Genomic DNA, 19,177 nt, shown 5'->3' on the forward strand with positions numbered 1-19,177 from the left:
GAAATGTTATAACATAATTTACTGATGCATCGATCAAGGTCAAGGAATTTTGCCCGGATGTGCCGCAGTCCTGGCGGAAATGGTAGGATTGGAAACCCACTCAGCGAACAGGTAAAGCGCTTTAATGACTGATAACGCAGCCCCGGGTTCCCGTACCGACGATTTCGAAGGCTGGGCGAATCTTTTCACCCGTTGTCGGGCGTTCAGCCATCCCTCTGAACTTCATGGCGGCCTCTGCGGCCGGCTGGCAGCAGGTGCCCGCCTCAGTGAGCAACAATGGCTCGAGGTAGTGTGTGAACACGTTGGTATCGCCCCGGGTGCACTGACCAGCGACGATGACCTGCCGCCGGAGTTGCCGGCCTTTATGGACGAGGCCTATCACCAGACCCTCGACCGGTTGCGCGCTACTGACATGGCGTTCCAGCCGCTGCTGCCGGAAGATGACTACGCGTTTGACCAGCGCCTGCAGGCCCTTTCCGCGTGGGTGCGGGGTTTTCTTGAGGGTATGGCCCTCGCTGCCGGTCAGCGCCTGGGAGAAGCCCCTGACGAGATCCGTGAACTGATCGAGGACCTGGTGGCTATCAGTCAGGTAGAAGAGGCCGACGATGGTGACGAGGCCTCGGAAGTCCAGCTCAACGACATCACCGAGTACGTCCGCCTGGGGGTGATTTCCGTATTTACCGAATTCAATCCCCCGGAGCAGACACCGCCTTCCGCAGGCCAGACCCTGCACTGACAGCCCGTACCAGGAGACCCTATGAGTCCGTGGATTCCGATGAATGAACACGCCGAGCGCCGGCGCCGGCTGATGGAGCTGATGGCGAAGGACAGCATTGCCATCCTGCCAGCGGCCCCGGAGTGTACCCGTAACCGGGACGTCCTCTTCCCGTTCCGCCAGGACAGCGATTTCCAGTATCTGACCGGCTTTGGTGAGCCCGAGGCTGTGGTGGTGCTGATTCCGGGGCGTGAGCATGGCGAGTCGGTGCTTTTCTGCCGGGAGCGCAACCCGGAGAAGGAGCAATGGGACGGCTCCATTACCGGTCCCGACGGCGCTATCGAACACTACGGCCTGGACGACGCCTTCCCGATTGCCGATATCGACGACATCCTGCCGGGCATGATCGAAGGCCGCAGCCGGGTCTATTACCCCCTGGGGCGGGACCAGGCATTCGATGCCCGGGTCATGGACTGGATCAAGCTGATCCGCAGCAAGGTGCGGGCAGGGGCCCAGCCCCCCGGTGAGTTTGTGGCGCTGGAGCACCTGCTCCACGATCTACGCCTCTACAAAAGCGCCAACGAGATCAAGGTTATGGCCAAGGCCGGCCAGATCAGTGCAGAAGCCCACTGCAGGGCCATGAAGCGCGCCCGCAAGGGCGGTTATGAATATCAGCTGGAAGCTGAGCTGATCCATACCTTTATGGAACACGGCGCCCGCAACACCGCCTATCCGTCCATTGTCGGCTCCGGTGCCAATGGTTGTGTACTTCACTACATCGAGAACAGCGCCCCGCTGAAAGAGGGCGACCTGGTGCTGATCGATGCCGGTTGCGAGTTGGATTGCTATGCCTCGGATATCACCCGCACCTTCCCGGTGAGCGGCACCTTCAGCGAGCCCCAGCGGGCGCTCTATGAAGTGGTGCTGGAAGCCCAGTATGCGGCCATTGATGCGGTTCGCCCGGGCAATCACTGGAACATGCCACACGAGGCTGCCCTTGAGGTACTGACCCAGGGCCTTATCGACCTGGGGCTGATCCAGGGTTCCCTGGCGGAGGCACTGGAAAAAGAGGCGTACCGGCCTTTCTTCATGCACCGTACCGGCCACTGGCTGGGTATGGACGTGCATGATGTGGGTGACTACAAGGTCGGGGACGCCTGGCGTGTACTGGAACCGGGCATGGTACTTACCGTGGAACCCGGACTGTATGTCGCCCCGGACAATATGGATGTAGACCCCCGGTGGCGTGGCATCGGTATCCGTATCGAAGACGACGTGGCTGTCACCAGGGATGGCTGCCGGGTGCTCACGGATGCGGTGCCCAAGAATATCGCCGAAGTGGAAGCCCTGATGGCAGAGGCCTGATAGCGTCGCTTTACTAGCAGAGTAACAGGAGCCGGTCCGGAACCCCATGCAGACCTTTGAGACGGACATACTGATTGCCGGTGGCGGGCTGGCCGGTGCCACCCTGGCGCTGGCAATTGCCCGCCTGATTCCGGATTACCGGGTGACGGTGGTGGAAGCGTTTCCGCTGTCAGAGCAACCGGCCCCGACGGATTACCAGCCCAGTTACGACGCCCGCTCCACGGCACTTTCCTGGGGCTCCCGCCAGATCTTTGAACATCTCGGTCTGTGGTCAGCTATCGAGCAACAGGCAGCAGCCATTCGTCATATCCACGTGTCCGAGCGTGGGCGCCTGGGGGTAACCCGGCTGGCGGCCGAGGATCATCACCAGCCTGCGCTGGGCTATGTGGCGGACAACCGCTGGCTGGGCCTTTGCCTGATGGATGCCCTGCGTGCAGAGTCAGCGATCCGATGGCTGGCGCCGGCCCGGGCCACCTCGGTGACTACCCGGGAAGGCGGTGTCCAGGTCACGGTCAGAGAGGGCAGCGAAGGCGACGAAGGGCAGGAGGAAGTCCTCAACGCCCGCTGCCTGGTGGTCGCCGATGGCGGCCGCTCGGGCCTGCGTGAAGCCCTCGGTATTGAGGTGACCCGGGAAGACTACGATCAGTTTGCCCTGATCGCCAATGTCAGTACCGAACTCCCCCACCAGGGCACCGCCTGGGAGCGCTTTACTGACCGGGGGCCCATGGCACTCTTGCCCCAGGTGGGCGGCCCTGAGCCCGGTCACCGTTCCGCGCTGGTGTGGACGCTGTCACCGGTGGCGCTGGACGACATTCTCGCGCTGGACGACGCCACACGCTGCCAGCGCCTGCAGGCGGCCTTCGGCTGGCGGCTGGGGCGTTTTACCCGCTTTGGCGAGCCTCACCATTACCCCCTGTCGCTAACCCTGGCCCGCGAAACCATTCGCCCCGGTGTGGCGCTTGTGGGTAACGCCGCCCATTCCCTGCACCCGGTGGCCGGCCAGGGCTTCAACCTGGCATTGCGGGGGCTGATGGCCCTGGTGGAGGCTTTCCGCCTGGCCAGTCAGGCCGGCCGTTCCCCCGGCGATCTGCAGGTCCTGGCCCGTTACCAGCAAGCTCACCAAGCCGACCAGCGTCAGACAGTGGGCTTCTCGGACACCCTGGTGCGCCTGTTCGGTGGCCAGTATCCGGCACCTGGTATTGCCCGCAGTGCCGGCCTGGCCGGGCTGGATATCGTGCCCGGCGCCAAGCGCTGGTTTGCCCGCCAGGCCATGGGGCTGGGCACCGGTGGCAAGGCTGCGGATCGCAGGGAGGAGCACTGGCAATGAGCCATTTCGACATCGCCGTTGTCGGCGGCGGCATGACCGGTAGCGCACTGGCACTCGGTGCAGCGACCCAGGGCTGGCGGGTGGCACTGGTGGAAACCGCACCACTGTCATCCCTGACCGCGACACCGGCTGAAGCCGCCGGCGTGGATGACTTTGAGCCCCGGGTCAGCGCTATCTCCCTGGCCAGTCAGCGCCTGCTGGAACAGCTGGGCGCGTGGCAAAGGGCCACCGAAACTCGCCATTGTCCCTACACCGCCATGGATGTCTGGGATGGGGAGGCCATTGGCCGTATCCGTTTCGAGGCAGATGAACTGGGCGCTCCGTCACTGGGCACCATTATCGAGAATCGTAACCTGGTCCGGGGGCTGTTCCTGCAGGTGGAAGCATCTGAGCTAAACTGTTTTGACGGCCAGTCGGTGACTGGCATGGCAAGCTGTGAGCAGGGATGGCGGCTGGAGCTGTCCGGCGGTGAGCAACTGACCGCGGCCCTGGTCGTGGGTGCTGACGGCGCGCATTCCCGGATCCGCCAATGGGCCGGGGTACCCACCCGGGAGTGGGATTACGACCAGGAAGCCATCGTCTGCACCGTGCGGACCGAACGGACCCATGAGAACACTGCCTGGCAGCGCTTCACCGCTACTGGTCCGCTGGCGTTCCTGCCCCTGCGAAGCGATGACGCTAACGATAGCGGTCACTTCTGCTCCATCGTCTGGTCCCAGGATACGGACCGCGCCCGGGAACTGCTGTCCCTGGAGGGCGAACCCTTCTGCACCGTATTGGGCAGGGCTCTCGAGGGGCGGCTGGGTGCGGTGGAAGCGGTTTCAAAGCGCCATGCCTTTCCCCTGCGCCAGCGCCACAGCAAGCAGTATGTGCAACCCGGGCTTGCCCTGATCGGTGACGCTGCCCACACCATCCACCCGCTGGCGGGGCAGGGCGCGAACCTTGGCTATGGTGACGTGATCGCCTTGCTGGCCGAACTGCAACGGGCCATGGAGCGGCAGGAATCGCCGGGCGACCTGATGCTGCTGCAGCGCTATCAGCGTCGCCGCAAGGGCGAGAACCTGGCGATGATGGCGGCGATGGAGGGTTTCAAGCAACTCTTTGCCCGCGATGAACTGCCCCTGCGCTGGTTGCGCAGCACCGGTATGCGCTGGCTGGACAGGGCAGAGCCGTTGAAAAACCAGGTTGCAGCCCGTGCTATGGGATTATGACGATCAAACGGATCGCACGGGATGGAGTTGTCCTGGTCGATTCACTGACATGCCTGCCCTGTCCGTCACCGGATTTGGAACGCTTGAAAGGAGATCACTGCCATGGCCGGCGCCAGCCTGCTTACCCTGCTTGATGATGTAGCCACCCTCCTCGACGACGTCAGCGTTATGACCAAGGTCGCCGCCAAGAAGACCGCTGGCGTACTGGGGGATGACCTGGCCCTGAACGCCCAGCAGGTGACCGGTGTCAGGCCTGCCCGGGAGTTGCCGGTGGTCTGGGCCGTGGCAAAGGGTTCGGCCATCAACAAGGTCATCCTGGTTCCCCTGGCCCTGGCCATCAGTTTCTTCCTGCCCTGGCTGATTACGCCGTTACTGATGCTCGGTGGTGCGTTCCTCTGTTATGAAGGCTTCGAAAAGCTGGTCCACAAGTGGTTGCACAGCAAGGAAGAGGCCGAACACCGGGAGGCGTTACGTGAGGCCGTCGCCGATCCGGGTAAGGATCTCAAGGCCCTCGAGAAGGACAGAATCAAGGGCGCGATCCGCACGGACTTTATCCTGTCGGCCGAAATTATCGCCATTACCCTGGGTACCGTGAGTGACCAGCCCATAACCATGCAGCTTACGGTACTGGTGGTCATTGCGGCGGCGGTCACGGTAGGTGTCTATGGTCTGGTGGCGGGCATCGTCAAGCTGGATGACCTTGGTGTGCACCTGTCCGGAAAAACCTCCTCCACGGCACAGGCTATCGGGTCAGGAATTCTGACCGCCGCACCCTGGCTGATGAAAGGCCTCTCAGTGGTAGGCACCGCCGCCATGTTCCTGGTAGGCGGTGGTATCCTGGTCCACGGTATACATCCGCTTTACGCCTGGATCCGAGAGCAGACAGCAGGGCTCGGTTCCTTCATGGGCACCCTCGGTCCGGTACTGGCGGATGGTGCCGTCGGTGTGCTGGCCGGCGCGGTGCTGGTCGCCGTCATCAGCGGAATCGGCCGTTTACGCTCAGGCAGCTGAGTGAGGTTGCTGGCGGTCACCGCAGAGGGTACGAATCGCTTTGCAGGCCTCGTCAATGGCGGGTGGCCGGCCAACGATCAGGTCGCTGTAGGTGAAGGATTCGGTCAGGCGGATAATGACCAGTGCCAGGCTGTCGATTTCCAGGCCTGGATCGATCGTGCCCTTCTCAGTCTCTTCCGTCAGTAGTTGCTTCATGGCGTTCAGCCGTCGCTCCTGGAGCAGGCGCGTCGAGGTGAGTATCTGCAGGGCGAACTGTGGATCATCACTGATAAACTGCCGCAGGGGCCGTGAGTTGATGACCGCTGTCATGGTGAAACGGCAGATATTGGCGATGTACTCTGCCCCCGAGCCACAGGCCTGTTTGCGGGCCTCTTGCAGGGTTGGCTCGTAGAGCGACCACATGATTTCGGCCATCAGCAATTCCTTGGTGCCCACCCAGCGGAACAGGGTGGTGCGGCCGATGCCGACGGTCTCGGCCAGTTCGTTGAGGCTGATGCGTTCTCCCCGCAGCCACCGGCGACGGGCTTCCTTCAGTACATCGAGCGGTGTGGCCCGCTGGCTGGGGTGCTCGACGAACTGGCTTAGTGGTGTTATTGGCTGGTCTGTCATGGATCCTCCCTGACAACATCCGGATAAACCCTGGTGGAATAAGGCCCGGGTGTCACCTCCTGTGGCACCCGGGGGGCGGATCAGTAGCCCATTTCTTCCTTGAGTTCCTCGTCGATCCAGATACGGGCATAGATGGGGGCGGGACGCACCGCACCCACCCGGAGTTCACCGTGGTAGTTTTTCACCCAGGGCCACCAGGCGATATAGAACTCCTGGGTCGGCAACCATACCTGGGGCACCGCTTCCTCGATGATGTACTCGTTCATTTCCCGCAGCATCTCGTTCTGCTTGTCCACGTCTGTCTCGTGGAGTGCCGTGTTCCACATTTTATCGAAGGTTTCATCGGCGTAGAATGACGGATTCCAGGTCTGGTCAGTCAGGTAACTTTTGCGCAGCACCGAGAACGGGTTGCCCTCACCGTTATCCATCAGGTAACCATCGGCCTGGTTCTCATCCCGCATTTGGGAACGGAAGGCGCCGTATTCCAGGGTCTTGATGTTCATGGTGATGCCAGCCATCTGGTAATAGGCCTGCAGCATGGCCACCATGTCCACGTGGTAGGGGTCACAGGAGCAGACCTGCAGGTCAAACTCGAGCCCGTCGGGGTAACCGGCTTCCGCGAGCAGGGCCTTGGCCTTTTCCGGATCGTGCCCGAACATGGCCTGGGCTTCTTCTGACAGTTCCTCAAGCGGGGTATACAGTGACTCCCAGCGCTGGGAGAACGGGTAGTTCAGCAGCGCACCCTCGCCGTTGAGCAGGGATTGCTGGATGGCACGCTGATCCACCGCCAGGTTCATGGCGCGGCGCACCCTCACGTCATTGAAGGGTTCCTTGTCTGTGCGCAGGGCGATGTAGGTGCCTTCTGTTCGCAGTGCACTCTTGAACTTGAGATCCGGCGCGGTCTTCTTCAGTTCATCCACAAACTGCCAGCGTACGGACTCATGGATGTCGACCTGGCCACTGCGCAGGGCAGCGATAGAGCTGGCTTCGTCCTTGATGATGTTGTAGACCACACCGTCGTTCAGCGGCAGGTCATAGGTTTTGCCGTCAATGGTTGTGGTGTCCCAGTAGTCCTCGTTGGCCTTGTAGACCTGTTCACGACCGCGGTTCACCTCGGTCAGCATGTACGGGCCGGTGCCAGTGGCATTGCGCCAGTCGGCCCGCTGCTCGCCACTGAGGTTATGCCATTCGGGGGGCATGATGCCGTCGTAGTAGCCCCAGCCGATCCGGTAACCCCAGTTGCCGTTGAACTCGTTGAGGTAGGCCACGACCTTGCGGTCACCCTCGGCTTTCCACTCATCAATGAAGTCCCAGTAGGTGGGAATGTAGCGGTCGCTGGCCTTCATGGTCTCGAAGTGGTTGATGATATCCTCGGCGACTACCTCGCGACGCTCCATGACGCCCTCTTTCGCCTGCCAGTAGACACCTTCACGCAGGGTAAACTCGATACGCAGTGGGTCGTGTTTCACTTCCCAGCTCTCGGCCAGGTCGCCGGTGTAGTGCTGTTCCGGAATGAAGGCCTGGGCAATGAAGTCATTCTCGTTGCTGCCCCGGGGACCGTATTGCAAATCGCCCATGATCAGGTGATCCATGAACAGCATGTCGTGGTTGGCTTTCCAGTTCCACTTGGAAGTGTCCCAGGTGACCGCGTCCAGTGTGAAGTAGATGTTGGCAACATTGACCATGCCGCCAGGATCATCCGGCGGAGCCTCCGCCAGGGCGCCCAGGGGAAGGGTAGCTGCGATAGCAGCCGTCAGGAGGTGCTTTCTTGTTGTTTTCATCGGGTGCATAGGTCTCACCTTTTCCTCGTTGTGTGAGAAGTGCAGGCGCACTCCACATTGCTTTCAGGCGCTAGCTACGCCATGGAAGCAACTCTTGTGCTGGGTTCGGCCTCGGGTTGTGGTTCATAGAGGTGGCAGGAAACCGCATGGCCGTCTTCGGTATCCTGCAGGGTTGGTGCTACTTGCTTGCAGACCTCGGTCGCGTGTTTACAGCGGGGATGGAAAGGGCAGCCACTGGGGGGATTCACCGGGCTGGGTACTTCGCCCTCGATGGAAGGGTCTACCTCCCGCCGGGATTCGGCCCTGGGATCGGGTATGGGAATGGCGGACAGCAGCGCCTGGGTGTAGGGATGTTGGGGGTTGGTATAGAGGGTTTCGCTGTCTGCCACCTCAACCACATGCCCAAGGTACATCACCATCACCCGGTCGCAGATGTGCCGGACCACCGCCAGGTCATGGGCGACGAACAGGTAGGTCAGTCCCAGCTCCTCCTGCAGGTCCTTGAGCAGGTTGATGATCTGGGCCTGGATCGATACGTCCAGTGCCGAGACGGGTTCGTCACAGATGATTACATCCGGTTGCGCCGCCAGGGCCCGGGCAATACCGATACGCTGGCGCTGGCCACCGGAAAACTCATGGGGGTAGCGTTCGCACATGTCTGGCAGCAAGCCTACCAGGTCCATCAGGCGCAGCACCTCCTGGCGGTAGGCTTTTCGGCCAGTAATCAGTTTGTGGACTTTCAGGGGTTCACCGATGATGTCCAGCACCCGCATTCGTGGGTCCAGGGCGCCAAACGGATCCTGGTAGATCATCTGCATGCGCCTGCGCAGGGGGCGCAATGCCCGACCGTTGAGGTGAGTGATGTCCTCCCCTTCCAGGAGAATCTCTCCGCCACTGACCGGCGTCATCCTCAGCACCGCCATACCTGTGGTGGACTTGCCGCAACCGCTTTCACCCACCAGCCCCAGGGTCTCGCCCCGGTTAAGGTGAAAGCTCACGCCGTCGACGGCCTTCACCGAGCCCCCGGATTTGGGGCGCAGCAGGGTTCCCGGCAGCTTGAAATGAACCTTGAGGTTGCGGACTTCCAGTAACGGTGTATCACTCATCGACATTCACCCAGCAAGCTTTCAGGTGTTGGCCCTGGTATGGCTCCAGGGGCGGGTCCTCCCGGCGGCACTGGTCCACCGCAAACGGGCAGCGTGGACAGAACGGGCATCCCGGCGGCAGGTTGCCCAGATCCGGCGGCTGGCCCTCGATGGGGATCAGCCGTGCCTTCTCCGATGCGTCCAGCCGGGGCATGGAATTGATCAGGCCAAGGGTGTAGGGGTGGCGGGGCTGCTCGAAGATTTCCAGGGCGGTACCGGACTCAACCACCCGTCCGGCATACATGACATTGATACGGTCGGCGTAGCGGGCGACCACACCCAGATCGTGGGTGATCAGGATCATTGACGAGCCGTGCTGGCGGGTGAGGTCTTTCAGTAGTTCCAGGATCTGGGCCTGTACCGTCACATCGAGCGCGGTGGTGGGCTCGTCGGCGATCAGTAACCGTGGCTCGCAGGCCAGCGCCATGGCGATCATGACCCGCTGTCGCATGCCGCCGGAGAACTGGTGCGGGTAGGCGTCCAGCCGGGTTTCCGGGTCCGGGATGCGTACCTGGCGCAAGAGGTCGAGGCAACGGGCTTCGATATCCTCTTCCTTTACCTTGTGGTGCACGCGCATGGGCTCTGCCAGCTGCTGGCGGACCGTCAGTACCGGGTTCAGGGAGGTCATGGGCTCCTGGAAGATCATGGCGATTTCATTGCCCCGGATATCCCGCAGTTCATCCTCGGTCATGTCCAGCAAGTTGCGTCCGTCAAAGAACACATCTCCGTCGATGATCTCCCCCGGAGGGCTGGGTATCAGACGCAGCAGGGACATGGCGGTGACACTCTTGCCGGAGCCACTTTCACCGACAATGGCCAGGGTTTCGCCCCGGGCGACGGAGAAAGAAACACCATCCACGGCCTTTACCTCTCTACGGCCCTGGCGAAACACGGTCCGCAGGCTGTCGACCTGCAACAGCGCACTGGTGGTTCCAGGCGCGCTCCCGTCGATTGCGCTGCCCAGGGGATGGTTGGCGATGGCCTCGCTCATCGGGCGTTACCTCCGGCAGGTTTCATGGAAGAGGGGCGGTCGCGCCTGACTGCCGCTACATAGCGCCCGGAGCCGGCGCCTTTCATGCGTGGATCGAGCATGTCCCGCAGGGCATCGCCGAACATATTGATGCCGAAGACGGCGATGGTGAGCGCAACCCCCGGGACGATGGCGAGCCAGGGCGCCTGGAACATATAGCTGCGACCGTCGAGACTCAGCATGCCACCCCAACTCGGCGCGGGTGGGGGAATGCCCAGACCCAGGAAGCTCAGGCCGGATTCCGCCAGGATGACGGCCGCCAGCCGGGTGGTAAACAGGACAATGATGGGGGCCATGACGTTGGGCAGGATATGCATCACCAGGATGCGCAGGGTGGACGCACCCATGGACTGGGCCGCGTGGATATAGATGTTCTGTTTCACGCTCAATACCGAGCTGCGCACTATCCGGGAGCCGGAAATACCGAACAGTAGCCCCAGTATAAGAATGACCTGCCAGGTGCCGGGCCCCAGTACCGACACGGCGACAATCAGGATGATCAGGTCCGGAAAGCACATCCAGCCGTCCACGACCCGCTGGCTGGCCATGTCGAAGCGCCCGCCGAAATAGCCACTGGTGATGCCGATGACGGCCGAGATCACGATGGACAGGGTGGTGGCCGCAAAGGCAACGATCACTGACAACTGGGCGCCATGGACGATACGGGCAAAGAGGTCGCGGCCCAGCTGGTCGGTGCCCAGCCAGTATTCCGCCGAGGGCGGCTTGAGACGGTCAATGGGGTTGATGTGGTTGTAGCCCTCGGGGGCGATTACATTGGCGAAGATGCCGGTCAGCAGTAACAGGATACAGATGGCGGCGCCAAAGGCTCCCATGGGCCGCTGTTTGATCAGTCGTCCGATAAAACCCAGCACCTTGTTGTCGCCCAGGCGCTCCCGCAGAGGGGGCGTTGTGGTGGCGCGGGTGGTTACGGCGGCGGGAGTGGTTTCAGTCGTCATAGCGCACCTTCGGGTCCAGCAGTCCGTAACAGAGGTCCACCAGCAGGTTGACCAGCATCACCATCACCCCGGAAATCAGGAAAATGCCGGTGATGATGGGGTAATCCCGGTTGCTCACTGAATCCAGTAACAGCTGGCCGATGCCGGGCAGGCGGAAAATCTGCTCAATGATGACCGTGCCGCCAAACAGGATGGGCACCAGGATGCCCACCAGCGTGATGACCGGAATCATGGCGTTCTTGACCGCGTGGCGGAGCACCACCTTGCGCTCCCGCAGGCCCTTGGCCCAGGCGGTGCGGATGTAGTCCTGGCGCAGCACCTCCAGCATCATGGTGCGGGTCATCCGCATCACCACAGCGGAGAGGGAAGCCCCCAGGATCAGGCTGGGTACCAGGAACACCTTGAGGTTCTCGATGGGATCACTGAAGAAGGGTTCGATCGTGTTGGGCGGTGACCACCCCCACCACATGGCCGGCAGGATCACCACCATGGTGCCCAGCCAGAAGTTCGGCACCGCCAGGGCGATGATCGAGAAGCTTCGCCCCAGGTGATCCCCCAGCGCCTCCTGGCGTATCGCTGAGTACACCCCCACCGGTATAGCAATGGACAACGCGATCAGCAGGGAAAGCACCCCCAGTTCAATGGTCACCGGCAGTCGTTCGGCAATCTCCGTGTTCACCGACGTGTTGCGCCACAGGGATTCACCGAGATCACCGCGCAGCACGATGTCACTGATCCAGTCGAAATATTGAATGTAGATGGGGTCATCCAGGCCCAGGGCCCTTTCCAGGTCGGCCCGGGTGTCGTGGCTGCTGGCAGAGTAATCGTTCTCGCTGAGCATCAGGTCGAGAACGTTGCCTGGCACCAGGCGAACCACGCTGAACACCAGGATGCTGGCAATCAGCAGGGTAGGAATCAGCGCCAGCAGGCGCCGAAGCAGATATGTTCCCATAGGCTGTCTCTGTCTTGTTGTTATCGTTATTGTCCGGCCTCCGCAAAAGCTGGACCGGTCCGGGTGCCTTTTTGTTATAGGTCGGGGCGGCACCTTGCTGGAACATTGACTCTTTCAGGTATAGCAGCCGAACTTTTCCTTGAAAAGTTCCATCAGGGAAAAAAATCCACAAATGTTTCAGGGAGGGGCGTCGATACTCCTGAGGAACCTGCGCCAGTATTGAGTGCGGGGCGCGATGAAAGTCAGTTGTTCGTTGTCATGGAAGTGGGCTTGCCAATAATTTATAAATGCAGTTTTAAATAAGAATAATTCGCATTAGACTATGCGGGATTTCAACGTTGACCCGACCATGACGGAGACCTTTGATGTATCGAAATCCCCAGCCCAGCTTTCGCCGAAAAACCCTTGTTACTGCAATGATGTGCGCAGCCTTGCCCGGAGTGGCAGTTGCCCAGGAAGACGAGCCAACGGCACTGGAAGCCCTGGAAATTACCGCAAACCGTGGTCAGGAGGCTTCGGAAGCGACGGAGAGTTACATTAGCGGGTCCAGCACGACCTCCATGAAAATGGAGCTTTCCCACCGGGAGGTGCCCCAGGCAGTGACCGTGATAACCCGCGAACAAATGGATGACTTCGCCCAGAACGACATCAATGATGTACTGGAAGGTACCACCGGTGTCACCGTAGAGTCGGTAGAAACAGACCGCACCTACTACACCTCACGGGGTTTCGACATTAATAACTTCCAGTACGACGGCGTTGGTATGCCGGCGGTTTATGACAACGTGCAGGGTGAGCTGGACACAGCCTTCTTTGATCGCGTGGAAGTTGTTAGGGGGGCCAATGGCCTGATGACCGGTTCCGGCAGCCCGGCCGCCACAGTCAACTTCATCCGTAAGCGCCCGACCGCGGATACAAACGCTTCTGTGACGCTGACCGGCGGATCCTGGGACAAGAAACGCATCGTTGGTGATGTATCCGGTGCCGTGTCTGAATCCGGAGCTGTGCGCGGTCGGGTTGTGGCCGGCTACGAGGACAAGAACTCGTATATTGACCGCTACAGCAACGAAAAGCAGATGTTCTACGGCGTGCTTGAGGCCGACCTCACGGACACCACATTGCTGACCCTGGGCCATGCCGTCCAGACGTCTGATACGGACAGCCCGTTGTGGGGGGCGCTGCCTCTGTTCTACACCGACGGCTCCGCTACGGATTTCGCACGCTCCACCAGCACCGCTTCTGACTGGTCCTATTGGGACAACACCCAGCACAACAGTTTTGTGGAACTCCAGCAGGAGCTTGCCGGTGGCTGGCGTGCCAAGGGTACGGTATTCCGGCTGGAGAATGAGAGTGACTCAGAGCTCTTTTACCAGTATGGCACCCCGGATCGCGAAACCGGGGACGGGCTGCTGGCTTACCCCAGTCAGTACGACCTTGACGTTGAGCAGTGGGTCGTCGATACCTATGCGACCGGCCCTTTCCAGCTTGCAAATCGCGTCCATGAACTGGTGCTGGGTGCCTCCTGGTCTCGCTCAGAGACGGTGGATGAGTCCCGTTATGGTCAGGGCATCGGGAGTCCGTTGCCGCCGCTGAACGAATGGGATGGCAACTACCCAAAACCATCGTTTGATAATGGCGTTGGCGGATCAGACTGGACCGACCGCGAAACGGCCACCTACGCTGCCGCCCGCTGGTCGCTCACCGATCAACTGACGGCAATCACCGGCCTTCGCCTGACCTGGCTGGATAACAAGGGCGAAAGCTACGGTAACACGAAGGAAAGCAGCTACGATGCCGTGGAGACGCCCTACGCCGGACTGATCTACGACATCAACGACGACCACTCCGTCTATGCCAGTTACACCGAGATCTTCACGCCCCAGACAGAGGTGGATATTAACCGCGACCGCCTGGATCCAATCGATGGCGTGAACTATGAAGTTGGCCTGAAAAGCGAGTTTCAGGACGACCGCGTAAACACCACACTTGCCCTGTTTCAGACCGAGCAGCAGAATGTGGCAGAGGTTGCTGGTACCTTCGCGGGCAGTGCCGACTCCTACTATACCGCCGTGGATGGCCTCACCAGCCGTGGCGTGGAGGCTGAAGTGGTGGGCGATCTCACCGACCGTATCCAGCTGTTCGCCGGGTATACCTACGTGGACATCGAGGACAAGGATGGCAGTGGCGCCAGGTCGTTCGTGCCCGAGCACCTGGCCCAACTGCGGGCTACCTGGGAGGTGCCTGCGGTCGACGGGCTGAAGCTGGGCAGCAAAATTCGCTGGCAGTCCGAAATCACCCAGGAGCAGGGTGTCGCGACAAGCGGGCCGAACGCAGGCGAAGCGATCGTTACCAAGCAGGATAGCTACGCGGTTCTGGACCTGATGGCAAGTTATGACTTTGCCAGGAACTGGAATGCGACACTGAACGTGAACAACGTGACAGACGAGAAATACATCGAGAGCCTGAAGAAATTCGGTGCCTCGGCCCAGGGCTTCTACGGTGAGCCGGCCAATGCCAGCATGACCGTCTCCTGGACGTACTAGGCAACTCTCGGAGCAGCCAGCATCGCTGGCTGCTCCGATACTCTCATCCCAACCGCTCTTTGCGATAGATGCCGCAGGTGCCGCAATAACTACCTTCCGGCAGAAGGTATTTAAGGCAGCAGCCTCTGCGCTGAGGAATGGCGCAGCGCTGCTGGCTGAATTGCGCCGGAATCCAGTCGATATACCGGTTCGCCTCGCATTCGAACCGGGTCAGCCAGGCACTGGCCTGCTGGCACAGATCATCCACATTGACCTGGTTCCACACCAGTGAATAGGGCGCACCCAGGGCCAGCCCGACACTGCTCCAGTAGGATCCCGGGCTGACACCAAATTGCTGTCGGAATAGGGGGTACCAATGCTGCATCTGTTTGCCCAGCACCCGGATGAACTCATCGGGTTCCAGCCGTTCCTGGCCACTGGCAGAATAATCCCAGCGGGAATGTCCGTCAGCGGATGAATCTTCCCGGCACAGGAAGATCCGCTCCGGGTTCAGGTCAATACTGGAGCCATCCCGGAACAGCCGGATGACCAGTGGCCCGATAATCTGGAGCGCCAGGCTCTGGTGCAGTACAGAGACCCGCGCCCTGCGCAGGCGGGGGTGCCCAGCGTCGGGATAATCTTCCAGTACCTGCTTTTCCAGGCGCGAAGGAGTGTCCAGTAGCTGGGCAAGGGAAAACAGTGCCGGCTGCTGGCGGTTGGCGGGCACCAGTGCGCTCGTCAGCAGTGAGTTACGATCCAGGCCGTGACGGGCCAGGAGGTTGTGGTAATCCGCCAGCGAGTCTGTACCTGCTTCAGCCCCGGCCATGACGACTTAACCCCCATAGAAAGTACAGTCCACCCACCAGGGCCGCCAAAAGCCCGGCCGGTAACTGGTTGGGATAGACAAGGATCCTGGCCAGGTAGTCGGCCAGAGCGAGCAGCAGCCCACCCGCCAGTGCTGCCACCATCAGTTGCCGTCCCACGGTCTGTTGTCCCAGTACCCGGGCCAGGTGTGGGGCGATCAGCCCGACGAAACTCAGTGGCCCGATGACTACCGTCGAAGCCGCTGTCAGCACGGCTGCCAGTACCAGCAGCAGAAGCCTCGCACGGGCTACCGGCAAGCCCAGGGAAGAGGCCGGGGTGTCGCCCAGTGGCAACAAGGTGAGTGGCCGTAAAGTCAGCAACAGCAGGGTCCCGAGCCCGACCACCAGTGCCAGTAATGCAAAGGCTTCGGATTCCGGGATCAGCCAGGTAGAACCGTACATCCAGTTCAGCAGGCGTGACGCGACAGTCCCGCCGGACGCCATAACCAGTCTCAGGCCGGCATCCATGAAGACGTACAACGCCAGCCCGCCAAGCAACAACTGGTTACCTGCGAAGTGGTGTTTCCGGGCCAGCAGCAATAGCAGGCCAAGGGCGCCGGCGGCACCGGCTGTGGCAGCTGCCAATTGACCAGGGCGGCCAATGTCCAGTCCGGTCAGCACCAGCACTACCATGACTAACGCGGCGCCACCGCTGATACCCAGCAACTCCGGGCTGCCCATGGGGTTACCGGTCATCCGCTGGATCAATGTTCCGGCCATGCCCAGTGCCATCCCGGCAAGGATAGCGGCCAGCAACCGGGGGCCTCGCCATACCCAGGCCTCCGTCCACTGGGCCAGCGGTGTCCAGTTCCAGCCCTCAAGCCCCGGGGACCAGCCCATCGAAAGAGTGATCGTGACGGCCAGCAGCGAACACAAAACCCCGGCGACGGCTACCGGGTTGCGGCGGCGGGGGAGAAAAGCCGCCGGGCTGGCCTCCTGGCCGGGCATATGGTGAGTATTACGGAAGCCTTGCAGCGCGAGGAGTATAATTGGCCCGCCAATCAAGGCTGTCGTGGTGCCGGTGGGCACCAGCGAACCTCCATCCCAGGTGGTCGCCCAGTGGGCCAGCGTGTCCGCCAGCAACAGCAGACCTCCACCGGCCAGCGTACTCCAGAGCAGTCGTTCTGGCAGAGTGCGCGCCCCCAGCAGCCGCGCCAGCACCGGTGCGGCCAGCCCCACAAACGCCACAACGCCCACCCGGCTGACCACCACGGAACTCATGATGACCACCAGGAAAAGCGCAGCGGCACGAAGCAGCGACACTTTCGCACCCAGGGAGTTTGCTGAGGCCTGACCGAGCTGAAGCAGTTGCAATGGCCGTAACAGGGCCAGTAAGAGTGCGGCGATAACAACCACCCGGGGCAACAGGTCAAAAAACGGCGTCCAGTTGTTCTGCACCAGTGAGCCGGCGCCCCAGATGAAAAGGTTACCGAGCCATTCCCCCTTTAACAGCAGGAACGCCATGTTGATGGCGCCCAGGAAGAAAGTGACCACCAGACCGGCCAGGATCACGGTAACCGGCGAGAAGCCCAGCCGCCAGGTGAGCAGGATGACCAGCCCGATGGCGAGCAGGCCACCGGCCACCGCCGCGAGGTCGGGACTGAAGGCCAGCAACCCCGGCACAAACAGGGTGGCAACGGTAACGCCGAACTGGCCGCCAGCCTCCACGCCCAGGGTGGTGGGTGAGGCCAGGGGATTGCCGAGCACCTGCTGGGTGACGGCGCCGGCGAGACCCAGCGCGCAGCCGATAAGCACCGCCATGGAAACCCGTGGTGCCCAGCTGAAATGGGCCAGAACCGAGGCGTATTGATCGCCATCAAAGCTCCAGAACGCCGACACAAGCTGCGAGGGAAGTAGCTGATCCAGCCAGGGCAGGGCGCTGGCGGTGATGGCGGCCAGCCAGAGCAGTGCGACCACTATTGGCAGACGGGGTGAGATCTCGGGCCGCCTGGGGGCTGGAAGGGTGGCATCAACGGACAATGTCGCTGCCCCCTTCTATCAGGGCGTCCGTCAGGGCGACCGCCAGACGCTTGACCGGATACACACCGCCAAAGGGCCAGGCCGCGGGCACCCGGTAGATCTCCTGGTTTCGCACTGGCGGAAGGTAAGTCCAGAAGGGGCTTTCGGCCAGGCTGTTGGCGAGGCCGGGTACCAATGGCTCTATGACGACGATTCGGCTGTCCGGGACCTCTGCGATGGACTCAAGGCCAGTGACGGAAAATCCCCAGTAGTTGCCCGGGTCTTGCCAGGCGTTGGTGAGCCCGAGATTGTCCAGGGCTGTCTGGAACAATCCGTTGGGGGCGTAAATGCGCACGTGGCGATCATCCAGAAAGTTCACCAGGGCCACTGGCTTGTCGGTGACGCCGGCTTGCTCCAATCGTTCCCGCTGCTCTTCCAGGGTCTTTTCGATATCCGCCAGTACCGACACAGCCCGGCCTTTCCTGTCCGTCATTTCGCCCAGGGTCAACAGCATCTCCCGGGCCTTGTCGTAGGGTCGGGCGCCTTGTTTGTAAACGCTGATCACGTAAGTCGGGGCAATGCGTTCCAGCAATTCGGCCGCTGGTGCCATTTCGGTGCTGGTGACGATCAGATCCGGTTTCAGTTCGGCAATGGCCTCCAGGCTGGGGGCGACCCGGGTGCCGACATTGGCCACCTCTTCGGGAAGCTCGGGTTCCCGGACCCAAGTGCCATAGCCGGCCATATCGGCCACACCCACCGGTGTGATGCCCAGCAACAGCAGGCTTTCAGTGGCGGCCCAGTTCAGCGCGACAATGCGCTCAGGAGGCTTGTTGAGCGTCAGCTTGCCACCCTCGTGGGACCAGGTCTGTGTCAATCCCAGGATCGGTACCAATAGCAGAAGAGCTCCGACCACCAGGGCGCGGGGGCTAGTGGACATAGGAAATCCATTGCCCGGGCGCACGCTCCATGACGCCCATGGGTACGCTGTAGATGGATTCCAGAACCTGGCTGTCCATGATCTGGGCCGGTGCGCCATCGGCCACTACCTGACCGGCCTTCAGGGCCACCAGGCGGTCACAGAAGCGGGAAGCGAGATCGACATCATGCAGTACCACGATCACCGTCAGTTCACGCTGCTTCGCCAGGCGCTGGACCAGGCGCAGGGTTTCCACCTGGTGTTTTACATCCAGGGCAGAGATGGGTTCATCCAGCAGCAGGCAGCGGGTCTGCTGGGCGAGCAACATGGCAATCCAGGCGCGCTGGCGTTCCCCGCCGGACAGGGTGTCCACTGAACGGTATGCGAAGGGCTTGAGATTGGTGTCTGTAATGGCCTGGTCAACCAGCGCATGGTCCTCTTCGCTATAACGGCCCAGAGGACCGCGCCAGGGGTAGCGGCCCAGGGCTACGAGTTCCCGAACGGTCAGGCCATCGGTGCCAGGAGGGTGCTGGGGCAGATAGCCCACCACACGGGCAAAGGTGCGGGCGCCCAGGCCTTTGGCCACCTTGCCTTCCAGCAGGACCTCGCCGGCGCTGGCGGGGATTTGCCTGGCAAGCGCTTTGAGTAAGGTAGATTTGCCCGAGCCATTGTGTCCAAGCAGAGCGGTTACCTGGCCTTCGTTAAAGGCCAGGTCGATCCCGTGGAGAATGGCGGTGTCACCGATACGGACCGCAAGGTTGCGGACATCAAAAAACGCAGGCATTCAGATTCCCCTGTTCGTGTGGCAGGCAGGA

16 protein-coding genes are annotated in these 19,177 nt (G+C 61.5%); 6 read left to right on the plus strand and 10 right to left on the minus strand.

All coding sequences use genetic code 11. The features are described from left to right. Positions 1–124: 124 nt before the first annotated feature. The 5 genes from LJ360_RS03455 (at position 125) to LJ360_RS03475 (ending at position 5,629) form a co-directional block, all read left to right on the plus strand. Positions 125–736, plus strand: coding sequence for a UPF0149 family protein (locus LJ360_RS03455; protein ID WP_091848751.1), 612 nt, complete (start codon positions 125–127; stop codon positions 734–736). A 21-nt stretch (positions 737–757) separates the two neighbouring features. Further along, positions 758–2,080: a Xaa-Pro aminopeptidase gene (gene pepP / locus LJ360_RS03460; protein ID WP_264995255.1), complete on the plus strand. Its 1,323-nt coding sequence runs from the start codon at positions 758–760 to the stop codon at positions 2,078–2,080. Between the two features lie 46 nt (positions 2,081–2,126). Further along, positions 2,127–3,407 (plus strand): 2-octaprenyl-6-methoxyphenyl hydroxylase, encoded by a 1,281-nt coding sequence (gene ubiH, locus LJ360_RS03465; protein ID WP_264995256.1) that lies wholly within the window; start codon positions 2,127–2,129, stop codon positions 3,405–3,407. Next, on the plus strand, positions 3,404–4,618 hold the full coding sequence (locus LJ360_RS03470; protein WP_264995257.1) for a UbiH/UbiF/VisC/COQ6 family ubiquinone biosynthesis hydroxylase: 1,215 nt from the start codon (positions 3,404–3,406) through the stop codon (positions 4,616–4,618). Before ubiH ends, LJ360_RS03470 begins: the two co-directional genes overlap by 4 nt. A gap of 102 nt (positions 4,619–4,720) precedes the next feature. Further along, a complete protein-coding gene (locus LJ360_RS03475; RefSeq protein ID WP_091848747.1) occupies positions 4,721–5,629 on the plus strand; it encodes a DUF808 domain-containing protein in 909 nt (302 codons plus the stop codon). On the opposite strand, the gene LJ360_RS03480 is transcribed toward LJ360_RS03475, so the two are convergent. The 6 genes from LJ360_RS03480 to LJ360_RS03505 all read right to left on the minus strand — a co-directional run bounded on the left by LJ360_RS03480 (position 5,618) and on the right by LJ360_RS03505 (position 12,102). Continuing rightward, the gene (locus LJ360_RS03480; protein ID WP_264995258.1) at positions 5,618–6,238 is read right to left on the minus strand and encodes a QsdR family transcriptional regulator; all 621 of its coding nucleotides are present in this window, start codon (positions 6,236–6,238) and stop codon (positions 5,618–5,620) included. The two genes, LJ360_RS03475 and LJ360_RS03480, sit on opposite strands and share 12 nt — an antisense overlap. Positions 6,239–6,318: 80 nt before the next feature. After that, complete coding sequence (locus LJ360_RS03485) at positions 6,319–8,019, minus strand: ABC transporter substrate-binding protein (protein WP_264995259.1); 1,701 nt, start codon at positions 8,017–8,019, stop codon at positions 6,319–6,321. Between the two features lie 74 nt (positions 8,020–8,093). Next, entirely contained in the window at positions 8,094–9,125 is a 1,032-nt protein-coding gene (locus LJ360_RS03490) for an ABC transporter ATP-binding protein (protein WP_264995260.1), read from the minus strand. After that, positions 9,118–10,155 (minus strand): ABC transporter ATP-binding protein, encoded by a 1,038-nt coding sequence (locus LJ360_RS03495; protein WP_264995261.1) that lies wholly within the window; start codon positions 10,153–10,155, stop codon positions 9,118–9,120. The genes LJ360_RS03490 and LJ360_RS03495 overlap by 8 nt, the downstream gene beginning before the upstream one ends. Further along, positions 10,152–11,150 carry an ABC transporter permease gene (locus tag LJ360_RS03500; protein WP_264995262.1) on the minus strand — a complete coding sequence of 333 codons (999 nt, stop codon included), beginning with the start codon at positions 11,148–11,150 and terminating at the stop codon, positions 10,152–10,154. The genes LJ360_RS03495 and LJ360_RS03500 overlap by 4 nt, the downstream gene beginning before the upstream one ends. Beyond that, positions 11,140–12,102: an ABC transporter permease gene (locus tag LJ360_RS03505; RefSeq protein WP_091848742.1), complete on the minus strand. Its 963-nt coding sequence runs from the start codon at positions 12,100–12,102 to the stop codon at positions 11,140–11,142. The genes LJ360_RS03500 and LJ360_RS03505 overlap by 11 nt, the downstream gene beginning before the upstream one ends. Positions 12,103–12,467: 365 nt before the next feature. Here LJ360_RS03505 and LJ360_RS03510 point away from each other — a divergent pair, with 365 nt between their 5' ends. Then, complete coding sequence (locus LJ360_RS03510) at positions 12,468–14,645, plus strand: TonB-dependent siderophore receptor (RefSeq protein ID WP_264995263.1); 2,178 nt, start codon at positions 12,468–12,470, stop codon at positions 14,643–14,645. 43 nt (positions 14,646–14,688) lie between these two features. Here LJ360_RS03510 and LJ360_RS03515 read toward each other — a convergent pair whose 3' ends face one another. The 4 genes from LJ360_RS03515 to LJ360_RS03530 are packed head-to-tail and all read right to left on the minus strand — an operon-like array spanning position 14,689 to position 19,146. Continuing rightward, on the minus strand, positions 14,689–15,450 hold the full coding sequence (locus tag LJ360_RS03515) for a (2Fe-2S)-binding protein (RefSeq protein ID WP_264995264.1): 762 nt from the start codon (positions 15,448–15,450) through the stop codon (positions 14,689–14,691). After that, positions 15,437–17,467, minus strand: a complete 2,031-nt coding sequence (fhuB, locus tag LJ360_RS03520; protein WP_264995265.1) for a Fe(3+)-hydroxamate ABC transporter permease FhuB — start codon at positions 17,465–17,467, stop codon at positions 15,437–15,439. The genes LJ360_RS03515 and fhuB overlap by 14 nt, the downstream gene beginning before the upstream one ends. Then, the gene (locus LJ360_RS03525; protein WP_264995266.1) at positions 17,457–18,383 is read right to left on the minus strand and encodes an ABC transporter substrate-binding protein; all 927 of its coding nucleotides are present in this window, start codon (positions 18,381–18,383) and stop codon (positions 17,457–17,459) included. The genes fhuB and LJ360_RS03525 overlap by 11 nt, the downstream gene beginning before the upstream one ends. Continuing rightward, positions 18,373–19,146 (minus strand): ABC transporter ATP-binding protein, encoded by a 774-nt coding sequence (locus LJ360_RS03530; RefSeq protein WP_264995267.1) that lies wholly within the window; start codon positions 19,144–19,146, stop codon positions 18,373–18,375. Before LJ360_RS03530 ends, LJ360_RS03525 begins: the two co-directional genes overlap by 11 nt. Positions 19,147–19,177 lie beyond the last annotated feature (31 nt).

The organism is Marinobacter sp. AN1 (assembly GCF_026013985.1).
In the GTDB taxonomy this organism is placed as follows: domain Bacteria; phylum Pseudomonadota; class Gammaproteobacteria; order Pseudomonadales; family Oleiphilaceae; genus Marinobacter; species Marinobacter segnicrescens.